This window comes from Planctomycetia bacterium (assembly GCA_016795155.1).
Taxonomy (GTDB): Bacteria; Planctomycetota; Planctomycetia; order Gemmatales; family HRBIN36; genus JAEUIE01.
In genome coordinates this window covers 13,932-32,782 of the sequence record JAEUIE010000044.1, presented here as the reverse complement: position 1 = coordinate 32,782, position 18,851 = coordinate 13,932, and the positions used below count along the sequence as shown (strand labels likewise).

The 18,851-nt window shown below is 51.4% G+C and carries 13 protein-coding genes; 4 read left to right on the top strand and 9 right to left on the bottom strand.

The annotated features are described in order from the left end of the window. Positions 1 to 72: 72 nt before the first annotated feature. The 8 genes from JNJ77_14930 to JNJ77_14895 form a co-directional block, all read right to left on the bottom strand. A complete protein-coding gene (locus JNJ77_14930; protein ID MBL8823878.1) occupies positions 73 to 1,356 on the bottom strand; it encodes a hypothetical protein in 1,284 nt (427 codons plus the stop codon). Positions 1,357 to 1,459: 103 nt separating this feature from the next. Further along, entirely contained in the window at positions 1,460 to 1,858 is a 399-nt protein-coding gene (locus JNJ77_14925; protein ID MBL8823877.1) for a hypothetical protein, read from the bottom strand. Positions 1,859 to 1,931: 73 nt separating this feature from the next. Next, entirely contained in the window at positions 1,932 to 4,172 is a 2,241-nt protein-coding gene (locus JNJ77_14920; protein ID MBL8823876.1) for a hypothetical protein, read from the bottom strand. 60 nt (positions 4,173 to 4,232) lie between these two features. Continuing rightward, on the bottom strand, positions 4,233 to 6,752 hold the full coding sequence (locus JNJ77_14915; protein MBL8823875.1) for a hypothetical protein: 2,520 nt from the start codon (positions 6,750 to 6,752) through the stop codon (positions 4,233 to 4,235). Positions 6,753 to 6,817: 65 nt separating this feature from the next. Then, positions 6,818 to 9,232: a type IV pilus assembly protein PilM gene (pilM, locus tag JNJ77_14910; GenBank protein MBL8823874.1), complete on the bottom strand. Its 2,415-nt coding sequence runs from the start codon at positions 9,230 to 9,232 to the stop codon at positions 6,818 to 6,820. Positions 9,233 to 9,542: 310 nt separating this feature from the next. Then, positions 9,543 to 10,481, bottom strand: a complete 939-nt coding sequence (cyoE, locus tag JNJ77_14905; GenBank protein MBL8823873.1) for a protoheme IX farnesyltransferase — start codon at positions 10,479 to 10,481, stop codon at positions 9,543 to 9,545. Beyond that, the gene (locus JNJ77_14900) at positions 10,478 to 11,458 is read right to left on the bottom strand and encodes a hypothetical protein (GenBank protein MBL8823872.1); all 981 of its coding nucleotides are present in this window, start codon (positions 11,456 to 11,458) and stop codon (positions 10,478 to 10,480) included. The genes cyoE and JNJ77_14900 overlap by 4 nt, the downstream gene beginning before the upstream one ends. Further along, on the bottom strand, positions 11,446 to 12,519 hold the full coding sequence (locus tag JNJ77_14895; protein ID MBL8823871.1) for a c-type cytochrome: 1,074 nt from the start codon (positions 12,517 to 12,519) through the stop codon (positions 11,446 to 11,448). Before JNJ77_14895 ends, JNJ77_14900 begins: the two co-directional genes overlap by 13 nt. Positions 12,520 to 12,771: 252 nt before the next feature. Here JNJ77_14895 and trxA point away from each other — a divergent pair, with 252 nt between their 5' ends. From trxA to JNJ77_14875, 4 genes are all read left to right on the top strand, one after another. Then, positions 12,772 to 13,104: a thioredoxin gene (gene trxA, locus JNJ77_14890; protein MBL8823870.1), complete on the top strand. Its 333-nt coding sequence runs from the start codon at positions 12,772 to 12,774 to the stop codon at positions 13,102 to 13,104. Positions 13,105 to 13,269: 165 nt separating this feature from the next. Further along, positions 13,270 to 15,582, top strand: a complete 2,313-nt coding sequence (locus JNJ77_14885; protein ID MBL8823869.1) for an AMP-binding protein — start codon at positions 13,270 to 13,272, stop codon at positions 15,580 to 15,582. Continuing rightward, positions 15,582 to 15,992: a DUF3052 domain-containing protein gene (locus JNJ77_14880; protein ID MBL8823868.1), complete on the top strand. Its 411-nt coding sequence runs from the start codon at positions 15,582 to 15,584 to the stop codon at positions 15,990 to 15,992. Before JNJ77_14885 ends, JNJ77_14880 begins: the two co-directional genes overlap by 1 nt. A gap of 101 nt (positions 15,993 to 16,093) precedes the next feature. Beyond that, positions 16,094 to 17,428 (top strand): undecaprenyl-phosphate glucose phosphotransferase, encoded by a 1,335-nt coding sequence (locus JNJ77_14875; GenBank protein MBL8823867.1) that lies wholly within the window; start codon positions 16,094 to 16,096, stop codon positions 17,426 to 17,428. Here JNJ77_14875 and JNJ77_14870 read toward each other — a convergent pair. Then, positions 17,425 to 18,747: a 3-deoxy-D-manno-octulosonic acid transferase gene (locus JNJ77_14870; GenBank protein MBL8823866.1), complete on the bottom strand. Its 1,323-nt coding sequence runs from the start codon at positions 18,745 to 18,747 to the stop codon at positions 17,425 to 17,427. The two genes, JNJ77_14875 and JNJ77_14870, sit on opposite strands and share 4 nt — an antisense overlap. Positions 18,748 to 18,851 lie beyond the last annotated feature (104 nt).

Below are 18,851 nucleotides of genomic sequence, written 5' to 3'. Positions count from 1 at the left end.
GTGCTCAGTGCTTAGTTCTCAGTTCCCAGTGCTCGGGATCAAGGCGGTTGTTGTTTTTCTCCTGGCTCCTGTCTACTTGCTACTTGCTTCTGGCTTCTCTCCTGGCCAGAAATATTTGAACGGCCAGATACAGGAGAGCAGCGCATCAATGCCGAACCAGCGGCCTGATGCAGTGGTTGCCAGCACCAGGAGTGCAAGTGCTTCAATCAGGTTCTTATTGACAAAGAGATACTTACCCTCAGCGAGCGGGTTTTCAGGCAAATCGGGAAGGGGAGGCAGAGAGACATAAAAAAGCATGAGCAATCCAGCGCCCACCAGGCTACTCAAGCGAGTGAAACATCCCAGAAGCAATCCGAGGCCCGCCAGTGTCAGGCCCCAGGCGACGGAACGGTCTGCCCAGTCGAGCAGGCGGGTATCTTCTACACGCAAGGGTGGAGCCATTTCCCGTTTGCCAATGCGATTGGCCAGCTTGCGATAGTCCGGATCCTGCAGAAAAGCGCTGATCACCGATTCAGGATAAGTATTGAATGTGTCCCAATTCACTGTGAAAGTACTATTCTTAACCTCACGTGCTGCTTGTTTTAATTCTGCCAGTGCCTGATGGTCAGAGCTGTTGCCTTCGGAATTCGAGGCGCTTATTAGTCTGCCCATGTACTTTTCGAAATCAATTGCTTCCTGTTCCTTCGTCAGCAGTTTATCCAGTTCTTGTCCCAGCTTCTTCTGCAGTTCGTCAAGATCCTGTTGCAGTTCGGTTCGCAGTTTACTAACCTCGCTGCGAAGCGCACTCACTCGTGATTTGGTGACATCCTTGCTGAAGAGCACATTCCACTGATCGATGTAGCCCCTGAGTTCCTGATGCTTGTTGCGATACGTGCTGATGCGTGTAGCAGTGCTGAGGGTGGGAATAGTGGTGGCAAACGGGTAATCCCGGGTTACTTCCTTTTTGCCATCCTTGAACCATGTCTGTAACATCTGCAGGTGCTGTTTCAGCAGGATATCTGCCTGTTGTCGCTGTGCATTGTCGAGTTGGTAGTGAGCTGAATAGCGGTTGACATAGTCCTGCCACTGTTTTTCCAGAGCAGGGGGAATTGCCTGACTGCTGGTATCAAGCAAGGTCAGCAGAGTAGCATCGGGGTCGCCAGCCATATTCCTGAACAACGGACCGAGCGGTCCTTGCGATTGCTGCAGGTAGCCTCGGCTGGAAAAAGGCTTATTGGAGATGGATGGCCCGACGCTCCAGGTTTCCAGCTTGGTGGCGCCTTCGATGAAAAGATGCCAGCCTATGGCCAGCCTTAACAGCACCAGGAAGAAACGGGTGGGCCAGGATGTCTTGGTACAGCAGCAGGATTTCTTCATCACAACGATTCAAGCAACCAACAGGGTAGGAATCCTTTTACACTACCAGAGCAGGTAGCGTTTGGGTAGCATCTGAACCCTGAATCGCTTGAAATACAGTCATTTAGTGAACCGGCACTTCCCGGCTGATGAGCAGCGTTTTATTGGTGTGTGCCAGGCCTCGGATCAGGTGCGTATCCTTCAGGAAATCGCCGGTGAGTTCAAACACCCGCCAGCCTTTGTCCCAATAACCTGTTGATTTGAGCCAAGCCAGTGCTTCTTCCGGCTGTTGAAAGGCCAGACTGCCCGCATAAAAAGCCGATCCAGGAAGTGGACCGTACCGAATCACCTGTCTACCTTCCTGCAGGGCCTTGGAGTATTCGGCGTCGGCAACGGTGAACAGCGGTTCTTCAATTTCACTGCGCACCAGGGGTTTCTGATATTCCTGCAGCCAGAAATGCAGGCCAGCCAGACAGCCAGCGAGCAGACACAGGGTCAGCATCCAGCGAAGAACGGTGCGCATAGTAAACCCTCCTGCAGATTTCTCAGCAGGAGGGTTCATAACGTGGATTCCTGATTGGTCAAGTGGAATCAGCTTATTTCTTGTCACCAGGTTTGTGCAGTTTTTCTACCCAGTTCTTCCAATGCTCGAGACGTTTCTGCCGACCTGTATCCTGGGCATCATCGCCAGTTTGACGGGCAATCAGCCTGCCATCGGCTGTTAGAATCAGCAGTTCAGCAGGTACATCTTCCCGCTTGGTGGTACGGGCGAAATCGGAACGATACGACTGGTAAGTACCACCATGGAAATCAACTAGCAGATTCTCGGTGTAGAGATCAAGTGTCCTGGTTTTCTTTTGAACATCCGCACCGACTTTATTGTTTACCGAATCAAATGCATAGGAAATCCACTGCACCAGATTCGATTCGCCAGCAGCTCCGGGTGCATCTGGTGAACGACCAATATATTCTCCACGGCCAATCAGCAGTTTTTCCACCCACCAGTCGCCCACGAGTGCGAAGTCCATTTCATTGCCACCCAGCGTGCGGGCCTTGCCCAGCCAACTGTGCAATTGCACGGGAACTTTGTCCTTCTCACGGTCATCGGTGGTACCTTTGGCACGATCCCGCTCGCCGGCATAAATCAGGTCATCAGGTTCAAAGGAAACTCGTGCGGCTTTACTCCAATCTCCGAAGAGCATTTCATCGCGAGCATATTCCGGAGCTGCAACATCGCTCTCCCGCTTGAAGTTCGGGTTATTGAGTACCATGCGAATGCGATATTCATAGGTGGTTCCACCAACGAGTTCGGTTGGCAGATCAACATCAATGAAGCGAATAGGAATATAATCGGGGATCGAAGACTGTTCAGGTGCATCCTTGGGTTTATCCTTTTTCGAGTCTTCCGACTCGGTTCCACCTGTGCCTTCAAATTCTTCCATGGTACCACCGGTAATGCGGCTGTCACGAGGTGGTGGTGGTATCTTTGCCTTGGCATCATCCTTGATTTTCTTCACAGCTGCCATCAACGTTGGCAGCTTTGACATGATGTCGGGATACTCGTCATTGCGTACCATGCGAGGCAATCGCAAGGCGATACGGGGGCCTGCATAGTCGAGCAATTCCTGAATGATTGATTCTTTTTCGGTATAGAAAGGCTCATTGTTGGATCGAACAACCGAGTAAGCTGTCCGCATGACTGCAGCAACATTACGGATATTAATATCGGTCCATCCTGCTGCTGCATCACGATCCTTGTCAGAACTCTGGTCGTCAAGTGATGCGAGCGCCTTGTCGATATCAGCCTGAGTTTTGTATTCCATTTTGGAACGATCTCGTGGATTGGCGACTTCCACCAGTTCGGTTTCGGTGTACTTTCCGTCAGGCAGCAAAGTGCCCTTGGGAATAATGCGACGTCGCTGAACATCGATTCGACGGTAGAGACGTTCCACTTCAAACGGCTGGATCTGCAGTTTTTTGGCAATTTCTTCTGTTTGCTTGCCGTGCGGATAGGTGGCTGCAATGTAGGCACTTCGTAAGGGTCTGATGGTTACTCCAAGAATATCGTTGGGAGCAACATTCTTCTGCCAGACAAAGGTATAAATGGATTCATCACCACCAGGATTGCCTGAAGGAGCCTTAGTCGTTGTCGTGGTACTTTTTCCTTGATTACCCCCTGCTAAGCCACCCTTACCTCCGAGTTTGCCTCTCCCTGCTCCTGGAGGTCCTCCACGACCAGAACCCTGTCCCATACCTAGTCCGCCACCAGCCAATCCACCCCCTGGTGGTCCGCCGGTACCAAGATTCTGGCCATTTCCCTGCTGAAAGTTGTTCTTATTCTGTCCCAGGTTGGGTGCTTTGACTCCAGCACGTGGTGTTACCACCATGACTTCTTCATTGTTATTGACATAGCGGATTTCATACATCCGGAACGCTCCAATCAGTGGTTCAACTGCAAGTTCGATGACATCCAGTACTTTAGGATTGGAGCGGAATTTACCACGGGGGACTTCAGGTTCAAAGAACCGATAAGCGAGTTGAAGCTGATCAATCGAAATCTGTTTGGTCAATGAACGGGAAAGTTCATCGATCTGATTCAGCGGTTTGACGGTTGCCTCATCTTTGAGTGCAATTTTCTCCGGGTTCACTTCGGAGCGACGAATGGCGTCGTCGGCATTCTTGCCACTGTCTTTCACCTGTTCGGCAGATACTCCACCACTGGTGCCCAGTATGGCAAATACCAGGAAGAGCAATGCCAGGAAGCCTGCGATTCCGACTCCGATGCGGTCGCCATACTGCAACATGAATTCCTTCGCATCGAATTTGACTTTAGCCATGACTCGTTCCTCGTTCGTAACTCTCTAAAGTGGGGGAAATGATCAAGACTTCATCCCTGGTTACTGGGCTGGAGGTGTTGTTGGGGCGGCTGCAGGTGCATTGGCCTTTTGCTGCTCAATTCGTCGAGCATGATCAGGGCTTTCATAGACTGTGATGATGCCATAAATCTGTAGTTCGACCACGCTCGAATCGTCCTCAAAACCCATGCTGACAACCGTGGGTTTCTGACCGCCGGCTGTACCAGCCCCGGGACCTTGTCGCCCTCCAATTCCACCACCTTGAATACCACCAGCTGGTGGTCCATCACCGCTGCCTATCAGTCCAGGTGCACCAGTTCCTCCACCACTGCCACCAGAAGTACCTGGTCCAAATCTACCGCCTTTAGCAAGCATGGAGCTTCCACCAGACGCGAGCGCTTCGGCACCACGTGAGGAAGGTTGTCCGGCTGTACTGGCACTGGCTGTTGCTTCGGCCGTTCCTGGTCGACCCAGATTCTGGATTTTGGTCCAGGGAGCCATCGTAACCTGAAAACGCAGGCGTGAGTTCGACATGGCAGCTATCACATCTGTAATTGCTGTGGCATCCACGACCATGACCAGGGCAACCGGCATTCTTCGCAACTGCGATGATACTTCCACGTAGCGTTTCAGCGGAATACCCTGATTGGGGCTGAAAACGTTTCCGGCGGCCCCACCGGTACCCAGCTTGTTTCCACCTCCCATACCGAGTGCACCAAAACCACCAGCGGTTGCCTCGCCTGCCTGCTCTCCACCTGCTGCAGGGTCTACGGGTGTAGTGGATATGTTCTGGTTCAATGGATCCTTAGTTTTGAAATCATAGGCTTTCAATGGCAGGATCTTCAATCGATCTGATTGTTGATGGGCTACTTCGCCGATTTCCAGTCGATCGATTCGCTTGATCGGCGTTGATCGCCAGTTGAGTTTCTGTCGAACGATGGCAATGGTGCGAGGTTGTATGGGGTTCTTGATTTCCTGAGCGAAGGTTCGACGTTCGCCGGCATTGAAGGCATCTACTGGAATTTTGAATTCTTCCTGAAGTAGATTGGTTGAGTTGGGTAGAGTCAAACCGGCAGTAAAGGTAGAGACGGGTAATCGCCGTCCACTGCGATTGATAACCTCACCTCGCAAGGTGAGGGTAGGCGTATTGGCACGACGTGTCAGTTGCAAGTTTACCAGCCAGTCATTGTTGAAGACCACCTGCTGATCGATGGCATTTTCTGGCAGTACACGGGTGACTCGTGTGATCTTGCCAAAATTGGCGGGAAGCGGAATTTCCTTCAATTTCTTTTCACTGATTTTTTTGATCGTTGCATTGGGCCAGTATTCGCTGGGGCCAACTCCACCGGCATCGCTCACAAAAAGGGGCTGATTTGATTCCAGTTCGCTGCCGAGTTCTGAATACCAGACCATGAGTGGCATCACTGGCAAGCTATGCAGGCTGCTATGGTTGGCCGAGACGATATGCAATATCAGTTTCTTATCATCCTGAGGATCCTGGCCTACCTGAAGGTCCAGTCTCCAGCCTTTATAGGGGTCTACAACGGGCAAGCCGAACTCAACCGTGGTGGGCTTCAGTTTGGCATTCTGAGCTATCTCTGCTGTGTTAAGCAGATTGGGCCATATGTAATTGTAGAAACGTACTTTCTGATAAATTTCAGGAGAGCTTTCCCGGGCGGCAGGGACAACCGGAGCATTATCCGTGGTGGCAACTGGAGCAGCTATAGTCGGGTTGGCTGCTGCCTGGCCATCGGCAGGATTCGAACTGGTAGACACAGCAACAGGCGCTGAGGCTGCTTTGATATCATCAAATGGCACTTCATTCCATTCATGTTTCAGCTTGGAGTAACTGTCCAGCAGATCAGCCAGGCTGGCCATGATTTCCCGTTTGACTGCGACATCTTCCTGCAGCAGGTGGATTTCATCAGACAGTACATGTTTTTCCTTGAGCAGATTGTAAGGTTTCAGCAACTGTGGAATGACATATCTGCGATGGTCATCTTTTCCTCCGTAGACACGTACAGCACCTAACGGATTGTTGGGATTGGTTTCATTCAACCAGTCTTTCACCAGATCTACAATGCCTTCAAACTGGCCAAGGTATTCTTCGCGGTATTCATCACTGGGAACATTGCCGAGGTATTCACCAAAATCCATGTTGTACAGGTCGCGACCCTGGCTGGTTTTCATCCACTGCGCACGAGTACGTTCCGGCCAGGTGAAGAATGGCTGCATGATGCGATACTGATTGCGATCCTTGGTGTCGCGTACCACCTTGTTTTGACGATCAAATTCCTTGTACCAGAGTTCGTTTTTCTTGGCTGAAGAGACTTCCAGTTCCTTGATCATGGCATCAATCCATGACTGATTCTTCAGTTCCTGCTGGCTGCTGATATTTTTCAGTGCATTGTCCCGCTCACGGGCAGTCGTATAGTTCTTGGCTGTTTCGCCACGCACACCTAGTACGCAGATCCAACCCACCAGCAGGCAGATAGCGAAGACGGGTAACAGGAACCAGAAACGATGTTTGATCACTGTTTCTTTATCGAGTTTCATGGCCATGGTACGAATCCTAAAGTGCTGTATGCCTGTGAGTTCAAATGATCATGGAAGCTATGAAGCATAGGTTACTGTGAAGGAGCTGCTGAGGGCTGTCCGCTCGCTTTGGCCTCTTCAGGTTCGGTGGGTAGAGGTTCTACCCAGTACAGGACTATGACGAATTCCGTTCGCTTACGTTCAAAAGCTCGTTCCGCGGTGTTGGCAACATTCCCAGAGTTGGCAGTAGTGCCAGTTTGTCCGCCACCCACTGTCATACCTGACGAACTTCCTCCGGGTATACCAGCCAAGCCACCTTTCTGGGCTAGTCCACCGCCAGCATTACCCATGCCTGAACCGGCTCCAGCGGATCCATGTACCAGTCCGAGTCCCACCCAGGGAGTAACGCGTGGATTAGGTGCATCGGCCGCGGCACCACCTTCTCCTCCAAGACCACCCCCCATACTCAGTCCACCGGCTTTGGCTCCCATGCCACCACCTCCGCCTGTTGCACCTGACGATACCAGATCGTTGATATACAGTGGTGCATCGATCAGGCTGAACGATTCAGCGGGATTGGTCGTAGTTCGGTACTTGATCAGTGCCACATGGCTGGTCTCGATCGGCGTCAGCTTCGGCATCGGGCTTTGCAATGGCCAGGGAACGGCCTTCCTCTGCTTCAGATTTTCCACCAGTGTGTGTTCAACAAATCGCTGCGCTTCCCTGTGGAAGGTGTAGCCGCGAATTTCAATTGCCCAGCCTGGCTTCTTGGGTGCTTCCTTCCAGTCATCGTTCCCACGATAGGTTGGCCAATCGTACCTTACACCATCCCGGTTCAAATTGATTTCAGGGTTTTTCACGTTCGTGTAAAAGCTGTTGGCCATCGCCAGGTCACAATACCTCGCATACACACCGGTAATATTCACCTGAATGAGGTCATTCTGATTGAAGTTGTCGGTCAATAGCGCCTGTTGCAGACGTTCCAGCAAAATTTCGTTGGCACGCTGCGATTCGATGTTGTAATAAGCCCGGCTGGGAACGGTGGTATCCCAAAGTGTATTGGCAGGCAGATTGGTGCCGTTGGGACGTGGCAAGCAATCATTCAGCAAACGATAGAACAGCGGCCAATTGACCCGCTCTTCGCTGCCTCGAATGATGTTCGCAGCATCATGCCTGGCTTTGATTACTTCATTTCGCTTTTCGGTGTATTGAGTATCCAGCCGATTCTTGTTCGAGATGACCGAGTTTGCTTCCTCGGCAGCTTTGGCTGCAGACTTGGCGTGAGCAAAACTGGAACCACTCGACCAGGAGTAGATTCCCAATCCCAGTAGTAATGCCGCTGCACCAGCCAGCGCCATCGGCTTCTTGGCACGAATCATACGCTCGACGCGAATTTCATTAGGCAACAGATTCGTCTGAATGCGGCACTGCTTAAGCCCCTGCAATGCCAGGCCATACGCGACCGCAAAACTGAGGATGTTATCGAGGAAAATGGGGGATTTCTTGACGTCATCGCCAGCCAGCCGGCCGAATGTTTCCACTTTCTCCAGATCCATTCCCAAGCTCTGGCTGACAAACTTCTGCAACCCAGGCAGGCGGAATGCATTGCCCAAACCCACCATGCGGGTTACATTGGCCCCGCGATGGGTATTCGTAAAGAATCCCAGCGAACGCTGTAACTCACCGACGAAATCAGAGAAGACAGGCTTCATGGCCTGGAAGATCTTCTTGGGGTCTTCAGCCTTAGTGGCATTGCGTTTGAGATGCTCAGCCTTGGCAAAGGTGAGCTTCATTTCTTTGGTCAACGCGCGGGTGAAATGATTGCCTCCAATGGGGATGGGTCGCTGCCAGATAACTTTCTTTCCATCGGTAACTACGAGATTGGAGTTATCGACACCAACATCGACTGCCACCATGCAACCATCATCACTGGAATCATTGGGATCGTCAGTGCCGTAGGCACCTTTGCCCAACTGATCGAACGTGACATAGTTGGCCAATGCCAGTGGGGCCATCTGCACATGATGTACTTCGATCATGGCGTCGCGGAATGATTGCAGATAACGATTGACCATGTCGCGCTTCATGGCGAACAGGCCGACTTCGTTCTCCGCAAAATCTTCGCCGCTCTCGGAGCCGATGCGCTGCCAGTCCCAGACCACTTCATCGAGTGGGAAGGGTATCTGCTGCTTGGCTTCGAATTTGACAATGTCGGGAATTTTCTTGGCTTCAACGGGAGGCAGTTTAACGAATCGCGCCAGGCCGGTTTGCCCTGGTACGCTGATGGCAATCTGATCGCCTTGCAATTTGTTTCGCGAAAGGAACTGCTGCAGGGCATCGCGAGTGAGTTGTTCCGGATCAGCATCGGGCTGGCTGAGAATCTTCGGGTGTTCGATGTAGTCGAACGCCGTAGCTGTCACGACTCCATCTATTAATTCAAGGCGAATGGCCTTCAGTGCGCTTTGTCCAAGATCAATACCCCAAACGCCGGGCAGCTTGGCGGCCATACTAAATCTCCCGCATATTCAGCGATGTATCATCCAGTTGTCTGTTCATGATACTAATCTGAGAGTAAAACGAGGCGAGTCGTCTTCAGACTGAACCATGAACAGAATGGGATGTATCATCAACCTATCACAGTTTTCCAAGATGTGTCAATGAGTTACATTCAGGAATGCTGAATGAGCACTCATTTCGACCATTCGATGAGATATGATGAACCGAATGATCGCGGTAATTGATCCTACCGTTCTAGACGGACGAATGCCAGAGAAGTTTGAAAAAATTCGCAAATAATCATCTTTTTAATTACCGCCACTACCATACGCGTGGGCCGTCAATCAGGAATAACAGGAACATGACGGGCAGATAGATCAGCGAGGCGAGCAGTGTACGTCGTGCGGAAAACCTATCGGGATTCTGTAAAAATCGAAACGCTGTCCAGCAGAATAAGAAGCCACACGCCAGAGAAGCAATCAGATAGGGTGTGCCTGTCCAGCCATAGGCAACGGGTAGCATGCTGAATGCAACCAGTACCAATGCGGTTGCAAGAGTCATGTCGCCCGTAAACTTGCCCCTGGTCTTATCGATGGTTGAAACCATCACCAAACCACCCTGGCGATAATCTTCTCGATAAATCCAGGCGATGGCGAAAAAGTGAGGGAACTGCCAGAGAAACAATAGTCCAGCCATGAACCAGGCTTCAAGTGACAGTGTGTTAGCTGCGGCAGCATAGCCCAATAACGGAGGCATAGCACCGGGAATCGCGCCAACAAAGGTATTCCAGGCCGTGTACCGTTTTAACGGTGTATACAGGCACACATAAAATACCAAAGTCAGGAATGCTAACATGGCGGTGAGCGTGTTGACTGCCAATATCAGCCAGACAAGACCAATGAATCCGAATGCCAGGCCAATGGAATAGCCAAGGGCAGGGCTGATGCGACCCGTTGGCATCGGCCGGGATTTAGTGCGAGGCATCAGAGCATCAGTTTCACGTTCCCAAGCCTGGTTCAGAATACCGGAAGAAGCTGCAACAAAACCAACTCCCAGCATCGCATTCAGCATGAGAAGCCATTGGCTGGTTCCCAGCGGAGCGAGCAGAAAGCCGATGGCAACTGTCATCATTACCATGACAGTGATGCGTGGTTTTCCCAGCAGCATGGCATCACGCCAGACAGAGTGCGTCGTTGCGGCAAGCTGCTCTACAGCTTCCGGATGCAGCACCGCGTTTTGGGCCAATGTCTGCGAATTCATCTTTCTGCCTTTGCTTCCACTGGGGGTTCGGTGGAAAGAGGGACAAGGTGCCTGCGGGTTCTCATCGTCAGAATAATGCTGGTTGCCAACGTCAAGGCGCCAAGCCATTGATGAAGCGTTGCCAGGGTCATGCGATGCAGATCGGGTGTAGTGCCATCGAGTGCACCATAGCCGGCACCCAGCCACCACGCAGTAGTCCCCAATACTATCATCATGATAACTTCCAGGGCTAACGCATAGAGGGGAAACTTGATCAACTGGCGGGGAAGACGAATACTGCGAACGACGACCAGGAAGGTTAGAAGGAAAATAAGGACAGCAACGGAGGCATGAGCGATGAGCAGAAGTCCACCTCCATAATGTCGAACCAGCACCGCAATAGTTAACTGTACAAGGAAGAGGATACTCAGCAGTTTGGTGAGAGATTGAAACTCATCAGCGCTTGACGTTGCATCACGTCGCGCAGATATCCAACTGCGCGAAAAGGTGAAAGTACATGCGACCAGAAATGCAAAAGTCACCTGACCAAAGAAGCCATGAATCATGGCATAATCCCTGCCAAGGACGGGATTGAGAATACCCTCTTTGGGATTCAGCAGAATACGAGCCGCACCCAGGGCGCCCTGCAAGCCCACTGCTACCAGCACTGCGACGCCAATCCAACGACGATGGCCGCGTTCCACAGCCCAGCAGAAACAGGCCAAAACCACGGCAAGCATGCCTACGATGTATCCCAACTGACGATGAGAATGCTCGATAAACATCCCCAGGCTCTTCACGGATTCTTCGAACCCGCGAACCGTGAACAGGTTGAAAGGGGAAAATGTCCACTTCTCATCCACCATCCCCACGCCGGTGGAGGTAACCGTTCCGCCGCTGCCAATCAGTACGAAAGCGATCACACAGGTAGCCAGGGCTAACCAGAACAGCATCGGATGGTATTTACTCTCCTGCTGCATGATGACTACTGCTTCCATTTCAGACTGCGGATATAGCCCACCAGGTTCCAGATATCCGCATCATTGAATTTGACACCGTCAATGGCTTGCATTCGGGATGGCTTGATGCCCAGCTTGATACGATAAAACAAATCGATCGGTCGATCACCACCGCGAAAATCTTCAGTGACATAGCTGCGAGGTTTGATCGGCGCGCCCCAGTCATCCTTCATGGCTGCAATGTTCTTCAGTTCCTGCGGATTGGCTTTGCCATCCTTGCCATGGCAATCAATGCAGCCTGCCTTGTTCAGGAACAGATCCTTGCCCGCTGCCCAGTTGGTCTTGATGCCTTCCCGTTCGATTTCTTCCCAAGGCACCGATGGAGTGATTCTTGACCTCGCATCGCTGGCCCATTGTTTGACCAGTTCAGTCAGTTCTTTTTTAACATCCTTTTCGGTAGGCTTCTCATCTTCTTCAAGCCAGAATCGTGTGAGTCGATATTCAACCTGGCCTCGCAATGCCAGATGGATCACATAGCTTACAAGGCGGTTGATACGCTCATCGCTTTGATCAAAGCTGGACATGCCTGCACCAGGCAAACCCATTTTGATGGTGCGAAACAGGTCTTCACGAGCGGGCAGGCTGGCTCGGCCTGTATCAGGTTTCCCGTCGTTATCCTTGCGGACCGTTGATAAGTATTTGAATTTGCCGTACCGGTAGTCGCGTGGTTTGGGGTCCAGTGTCACAGAAGATTTTCCATTCCCGGCTCCTTCCTTGCCGTGACAGTTGGCACACTGTGCCAGGAACAACTTGCTGCCCTCTGCCATCTGGTCTGGTGATAACTGAAGTTCATTCAGTTCACTGTCGAGGCCATCAATTTTGACCTGAGGGTTGCGGGGTGTACCGAAAAACGGTAACAGCAACTCATCCATCTGCTCAACCTGATCCTCATTGAGAGCATAGGTTTTGACAGTATCGGTACCTTCGAGAACGGTGTAAGGCTGGAAATGATATTTCGTCCCAGTGGGATAGGCACTTTCACCGCAACCGGTAAAAATCAAGCAAGACAGCAGAAAAAGTATCGTAAGGTAGTTAGACATCGCCATCTATGCAGTAAGTTAGCATAATACAGAGCAAATCAGATGCCACAAGCAGGTACTGAGTATGCTATGGCAACTCTGTGCGGATGCTACCCTTAACTACGCATAGGCGCTATTACCGCTATCCATTGTGTAGGAATCAGGCATTAACACCGTTCCAAATAATAGGAAATCAAGAAAACTTGGCCTCAGCCTGTGACATGTCTACAATGCTGAAGTTGAAGCTTAGTTTGTCCAGGGAGATACGGAGTTATGGCTGCTAAGAATGTAGTGGAACTGAACCAGGCCAATTGGCAGAGTGCTGTGGTGGAAAGCGCGTTGCCAGTCGTGGTTGATTTCTGGGCTGTCTGGTGTGGACCTTGTCGCATGATTGCTCCTCACATCGAGGCACTTGCCGATGAATATGCAGGCAAAGTGGTAGTGGGCAAGGTGAACGTCGACGACAACCAGGATTTGGCAGCTCAATTCCGTATCAACACCATTCCCCAGGTTTATATTTTCAAGAATGGTGAAGTGATCGAAAGGCTATCGGGTGCTCAGCCTAAATCAGCTTATGCTGCAGCAGTTGAAAAAGCCCTGGCGTAATTCCGTTTTGACTTAGCACCTTTCGCACGCCGATGATATTCTCATCGGCGTTACTTTTTGAACTTTAGAAGGGTATAAGTTTTGTCATGTTAGGACTTACCAGTGGCAAAAACTTGTTTGCTTTGCTACTGTTCATAGCAGTTTTCCAGTGAGATCGGTGAATTCATGACAGCCTGCCACGCACATTCCACTCCCAGTACGTTACCCGAGTTGACGATTCTTCAGAAGATTCTCCGGGCGATCTGTTACTCCGCCATCTGGGTCATCCTCAAGCTGTTTTACCGTACCAAGGTTGTCGGGTTAGAGAACATACCCAAAACCGGCCCTGGCTTGATCGTCGGCAATCATCTCAGCATGCTGGATGGACTGTTTCTCTACTACCATTGCCCGCGACGCATACGTTTTCTGGTATGGGCGCCCTATGTAAATACTTCCAGAATGGGCTGGCTTCTTCGCCTGGGGCAGGTGATACCCATCTCCGACAATGGCAGTGCCCGCGATTTGATCACTTCCCTCAAGCTGGCACAGCAAGCACTGCACCGTGGTGAACTGGTAGGCATCTTCCCTGAAGGCGCGATCAGCCGCACTGGCACTATGATGCCTTTCAAACGGGGCATGGAGCACATCCTCAAGAAGGCTGATGCACCCATTATTCCGGTTGGCCTGGATCGCCTCTGGGGCAGCATCTTCAGTTACCGCTATGGCAAGCTCTTCTGGAAATGGCCGCAGCGCTGGCGGTATCCATTCACGATCATTTATGGCAAGGTGATGCCACAAGCTACGCCTTCCTGGAAGGTGCGGGAAGCTGTACAGGAACTGATCGCTGATTCCTTTAACCTGAGAAAAGACGAACATAAACCTTTGCATCGGGAATTTGTCCGTGAAGTGTGCAGGCATCGTTTCCGTCCCTGTTTGATGGAACCGGGGAAGACTGGCAGAAAGCTCAACTACATCGAAACGTTGACCGGGGCTGTCTGCCTGTCTCGTCTGATCAAAGAACGAATTGGCGATTCCAAAATGGTGGGACTCTTGATGCCAACCGTCGTGGGTGGCATGATTGCCAACATTGCCGTGAGTTTGCTGGGTAGAACTGCCGTTAATCTGAATTACACTGCATCGATAGAATCGATTCGATCCTCCATCAAGCAGTGCAATATCAAGCAGGTGCTGACTTCGAGACAATTTCGCAAGAAGATCGAAGATAAGCTGGTGTTTGATTTTGGCCCCGATGTCGAAATCGTTGAACTGGAAGATTTTGGACCGAAGGTTACCAAGTTTGTCAAACTGCGTACCTTCCTGACACTACTGTTGTTGCCTCGCGTGGCGATTGAATATCTGGTGCTCGGCTTGGGCAAACACACAAGCAACGATCTGGCTACTGTGATCTTTTCGAGTGGCAGCACCGGCGAACCTAAGGGTGTCATGCTTAGCCATCACAATGTGATGGCTAATATCGAATCTGCATCGCAAGCCATTGATATTCACGCAACGGATCGCATTCTCTCTGTTCTGCCCCTGTTTCACAGCTTCGGCTACACCGTTTGTTTCTGGTTGCCAATTGTCACTGGTGCTTCAGTGGTTTGCTTCCCTGACCCCAGACAGGCCAGTGAAGTGGGCGATGCCTGCAGGGAATTCAAGGCAACCATCTTTACTGCTACTCCAACATTCCTCCGCTTCTACATGCGGAAATGCGCGAAGGAAGACTTTGCCAGCTTACGACTACTGATTACTGGAGCAGAGAAACTGCCATGCTCGGTACGGGAGGAGTTCAAAGCCAAATTTGATATCGAGCCGAAGGAAGGTTACGGAACAACTGAATTGGCCCCTGCAGTGTCTGCCAACCTGAACGATGCCGAACTGGGAGGTGTCAAACAAGTTGGTACCAAGCCCGGCTCGATCGGACATCCATTTCCGGGCATTGCTGTCAGAATTGTTGATCCTGAGACCGAAGTGGATTTGCCACCAGAGCAGCCTGGCATGCTCATGGTCTATGGTCCGAACGTCATGGAAGGTTACCTGGGCAAACCTGAACTGACGAAATCAGTCATGCGAGGCAAATGGTATGTCACAGGTGATATTGCCAAGCTCGATCATGATGGGTTCCTGACCATTACTGATCGCTTGTCTCGTTTCAGCAAGATTGCTGGCGAAATGGTGCCTCATGTCCGTGTGGAGGATGAACTGCACACTATTGTTGATACTGCAGATCGGGTATTTGCCATCGTGGGCGTACCGGATGAAAAGAAGGGTGAAAAGCTAGTCGTCCTCTATGTCGATTACGACAAGATGAACCTGGCTGAGGTGCAATCGAAACTCGGCAAGAGTGGGTTGCCTAATTTGTGGATACCGGATGAACGGCAGTACTACAAGGTTGATGAAATGCCCGTGTTGGGCAGTGGCAAACTCGATTTGCAAAGACTCAAGAAAACGGCGCTCGAACTTATTGCCAGCAATACTCCCCGCAAGGACAAAGGGTAATGTCCGGTTACAGTGGCACGCCGCTGCTGAAGAAACTCGGCATACAACCGGGAATGCGAGTGCATTTCCGTGATGCACCCGATGGTTACCTTCGTGAATTGGGATCGTTACCTGAAGATGTGACTGTCTCGAAGGCCTTGCGAGGCAAGCTCGATTTCATTCACTTCTTTGTCAAAGAGAGAAGTGAACTGGAATTGTTGCTGTCCCGTGCCCTGGAGTTTCTTGAGCAGGATGGCATGATCTGGGTATCCTGGCCCAAGAAAGCCAGCAAGGTGCCTACGGATATTACCGAGCAGACGATTCGGGATGTCTGTTTGCCTATAAGTTTGGTGGATATCAAGGTGTGTGCGGTAGATGAAATCTGGTCAGGATTGAAACTGGTCATTAGACGCGAGTTGCGTGGAAAATAGTCGGTTGATATTGCTGCAAATCTTAATCACTTGATGACTAATCTTGACCAGCGACTTCGAAGACGGTTTACTATGCATGGTAACGGACAAGGAGGTCCGACGTGCTGCCTTCGAATCGACAACTTTTGGTTTTCTGGTTTCTGCTTTGGGACCTGCTGGTCATCTCGGTTGTTTTCTACCTGCAGGCAGGCGAGGAGTTCATTTCCAAATGGGTAGCCATCCTCAGCCTGGCGGCATTGTCGCTCGCGGTATGCAAGCTCTATGTGTTGCATCGATTGCGTAGAGCCAGGGAAGAACTAGTCAGCCTTTTACAAGCGATGGCGCTCTGGCTGCTGACGCTCTATGTTATCGAGCCACTTCCAGGTATTCATCGCTCTATTGTGCTCTACCTCGTTGTTCTGGTAACATTTGGGCTATTCCTCTTTCGCAGGCTCTGGTGGCTCATTCTTGGCAACCTGCGTGCCCAGGGCTACAACGCCACCCCGGTGGTGATTGTCGGCACAGGCCGGGTTGCTCGTCGAACGGCCCGTGCCATGGAACATGCCGGCTGGATGGGCATGCATGTGATCGGCTTCATTGAAGATGAACCGACACGCTGGACGAGCGATCTGCCAATCATCGGAAATGTGTCTGATTTACCTCGGCTGGTTCTGGAACATGGCATCAGCCAGGTCTTTATCGCTTTGCCATTACAACGGTACCATGAAGCCAGGCGGGTCTATGAAACGCTGAGTCAGAGCATTGTGGAAATCAGGCTTATACTCGATGCTGCCCCACTCACTCCATTGTCATTCTCTACTACCAAAGTGGATGGGCTGACCTTTATCGGTTTGCGGGATAATCCTCATTTGGGCTTGAACCGAGCCGTCAAGCGAACGATGGACCTGGTGCTGGGAAGTCTGGCATTGCTTCTCTCATTGCCAATGATGCTGCTGATTGCCTGCCTGGTGAAACTGACCAGCAAGGGGCCGGTGTTCTATCGGCAGGAACGCTGCGGTCTGAACGGCCAGCGATTTCAGATGATCAAGTTCCGCACCATGCGCCTCGATGCGGAACAATCCACCGGCCCGATCTGGGCAACTGCAGGGGACTCACGAACTACCCGGCTGGGACAGTATCTACGCAAGTGGAATCTCGATGAACTGCCTCAGTTATTCAATGTTCTCAAAGGTGAAATGAGCCTGGTAGGCCCAAGGCCGGAAAGACCAGTCTTTATTGAGCGGTTCCGGAAAACGGTTCCCAACTACATGGCACGGCACATGGTGAAAGCAGGCATGACCGGCTGGGCCCAGGTGCAAGGCTGGCGAGGTAATACATCACTACGACAACGCATTCGCCATGATCTCTATTACATCACGCATTGGAATCCCTGGTTCGATTTACGCATCATGGTGCTGACAGTTCTGCGAGGCTTCTCACAGAAGAATGCGTACTAAGCCGCCTGCTTCCGGGTGTGATCCTGTTGTAAATAGGGTTCAATCAATTCGATCGTTTTCTGCGTTGCCCCCTGCTGGCTGGCTACGAACTGCTGGGCCCGGTTGCCTAGTTCCTGACGCTCTGCTGCACTTGCCAATAAACGCGTCGTTGTACCAGCCCATTCGTTTTTGTTTTTCACTTCGATGGCAGCACGATGCTCAAGCAGCGATTGAACGATCTGCTTGAAATTCCACGTATTCGGGCCGAAGGTTACTGCAGCGCCATAAGCAGCAGGTTCAATCATGTTCTGCCCGCCCCGCTCGTTAAAGCTGCCACCAACAAAGGCGACGTCAGCCAGCCCCCAGATGGTCTTGAGTTCACCCAGGGTGTCGATCAAAAAGAGAGTGGTGCCAGGTGCTGAGTGCTGAGTGTTCAGGGTTGATCTGCGGCGGAAAGGCAGTCCTGATTTTGCCATCAAGTCAGCCACTTCCTGGAAACGTTCCTGATGGCGCGGGACGATGATCAGCGTCAGATCAGGATGAAATGGACGTGCGATCTGAAAGATTTCCAGCGCCCAGGATTCTTCGGGTGCCTGGGTGCTTCCCACTACCCAGACCAGGCTTTCTTTTTTGATGCCTAGCAAGGTGCGCATCTGCTCGACTTTCGCGTCGTGGCGATTCACCGTGACGCCATCAAATTTGACGGAACCGGTAATGCTGATTTTTTCCGCTGGCATGCCAAGCTGCAGCAGTCTTTGTGCATACTCCTCCTGCTGTACTGCAAAATGATCGATGCGTTTCAGCAGCGGGGAAATCAACCAGCGAAGCCGCTGATACCCCCGGAAGCTGCGCTGCCCCATGCGGCCATTCACAACAATAACTGGAATACATCTGGCGTGAGCGATCGTGATGAAATTCGGCCAAAGCTCCAACTCAGCCAGGATGATCAGTTGAGGCTGAATCTGCAATAAAGCACGGTTGACCGCCCAGGTGAAATCGAAAGGAAACCAGATGATGTTCAGATCGGGGTAGGTTTTCTCTGCGACTTCTCTGCCGGTGGTGGTGGTGACGGAGAGGTATAGACCGAAATCTGGGAATTGTTGTTTGAGCTTGTTGATAATGGGTTGAAGGAGCAATACTTCGCCAACGCTGACGGCATGCAACCAGATGCGTTGGTTTTGGCCTGGGGATGCTCCCGAAGTCATAGTCAAGACGACGTCGCCGGTGAGTTTGGTACGAAGGCCGCCTAGACGTTTGCCTTGACGCCATCGCCGGTAAAGGAGCCAGGGAGAGGCGATAAGAAGTGCCAGCAGGTAAAGAAGATTGAGAAGCCCAGGCACGTTCGCGAATCCTTTCGCATGAAATAGTGCTTAGTATTCGAGTTTCGGATAGGCATGGTTAGCGTGAGTACACGCAAACCATGGCACCCAAAGCATCAATTATC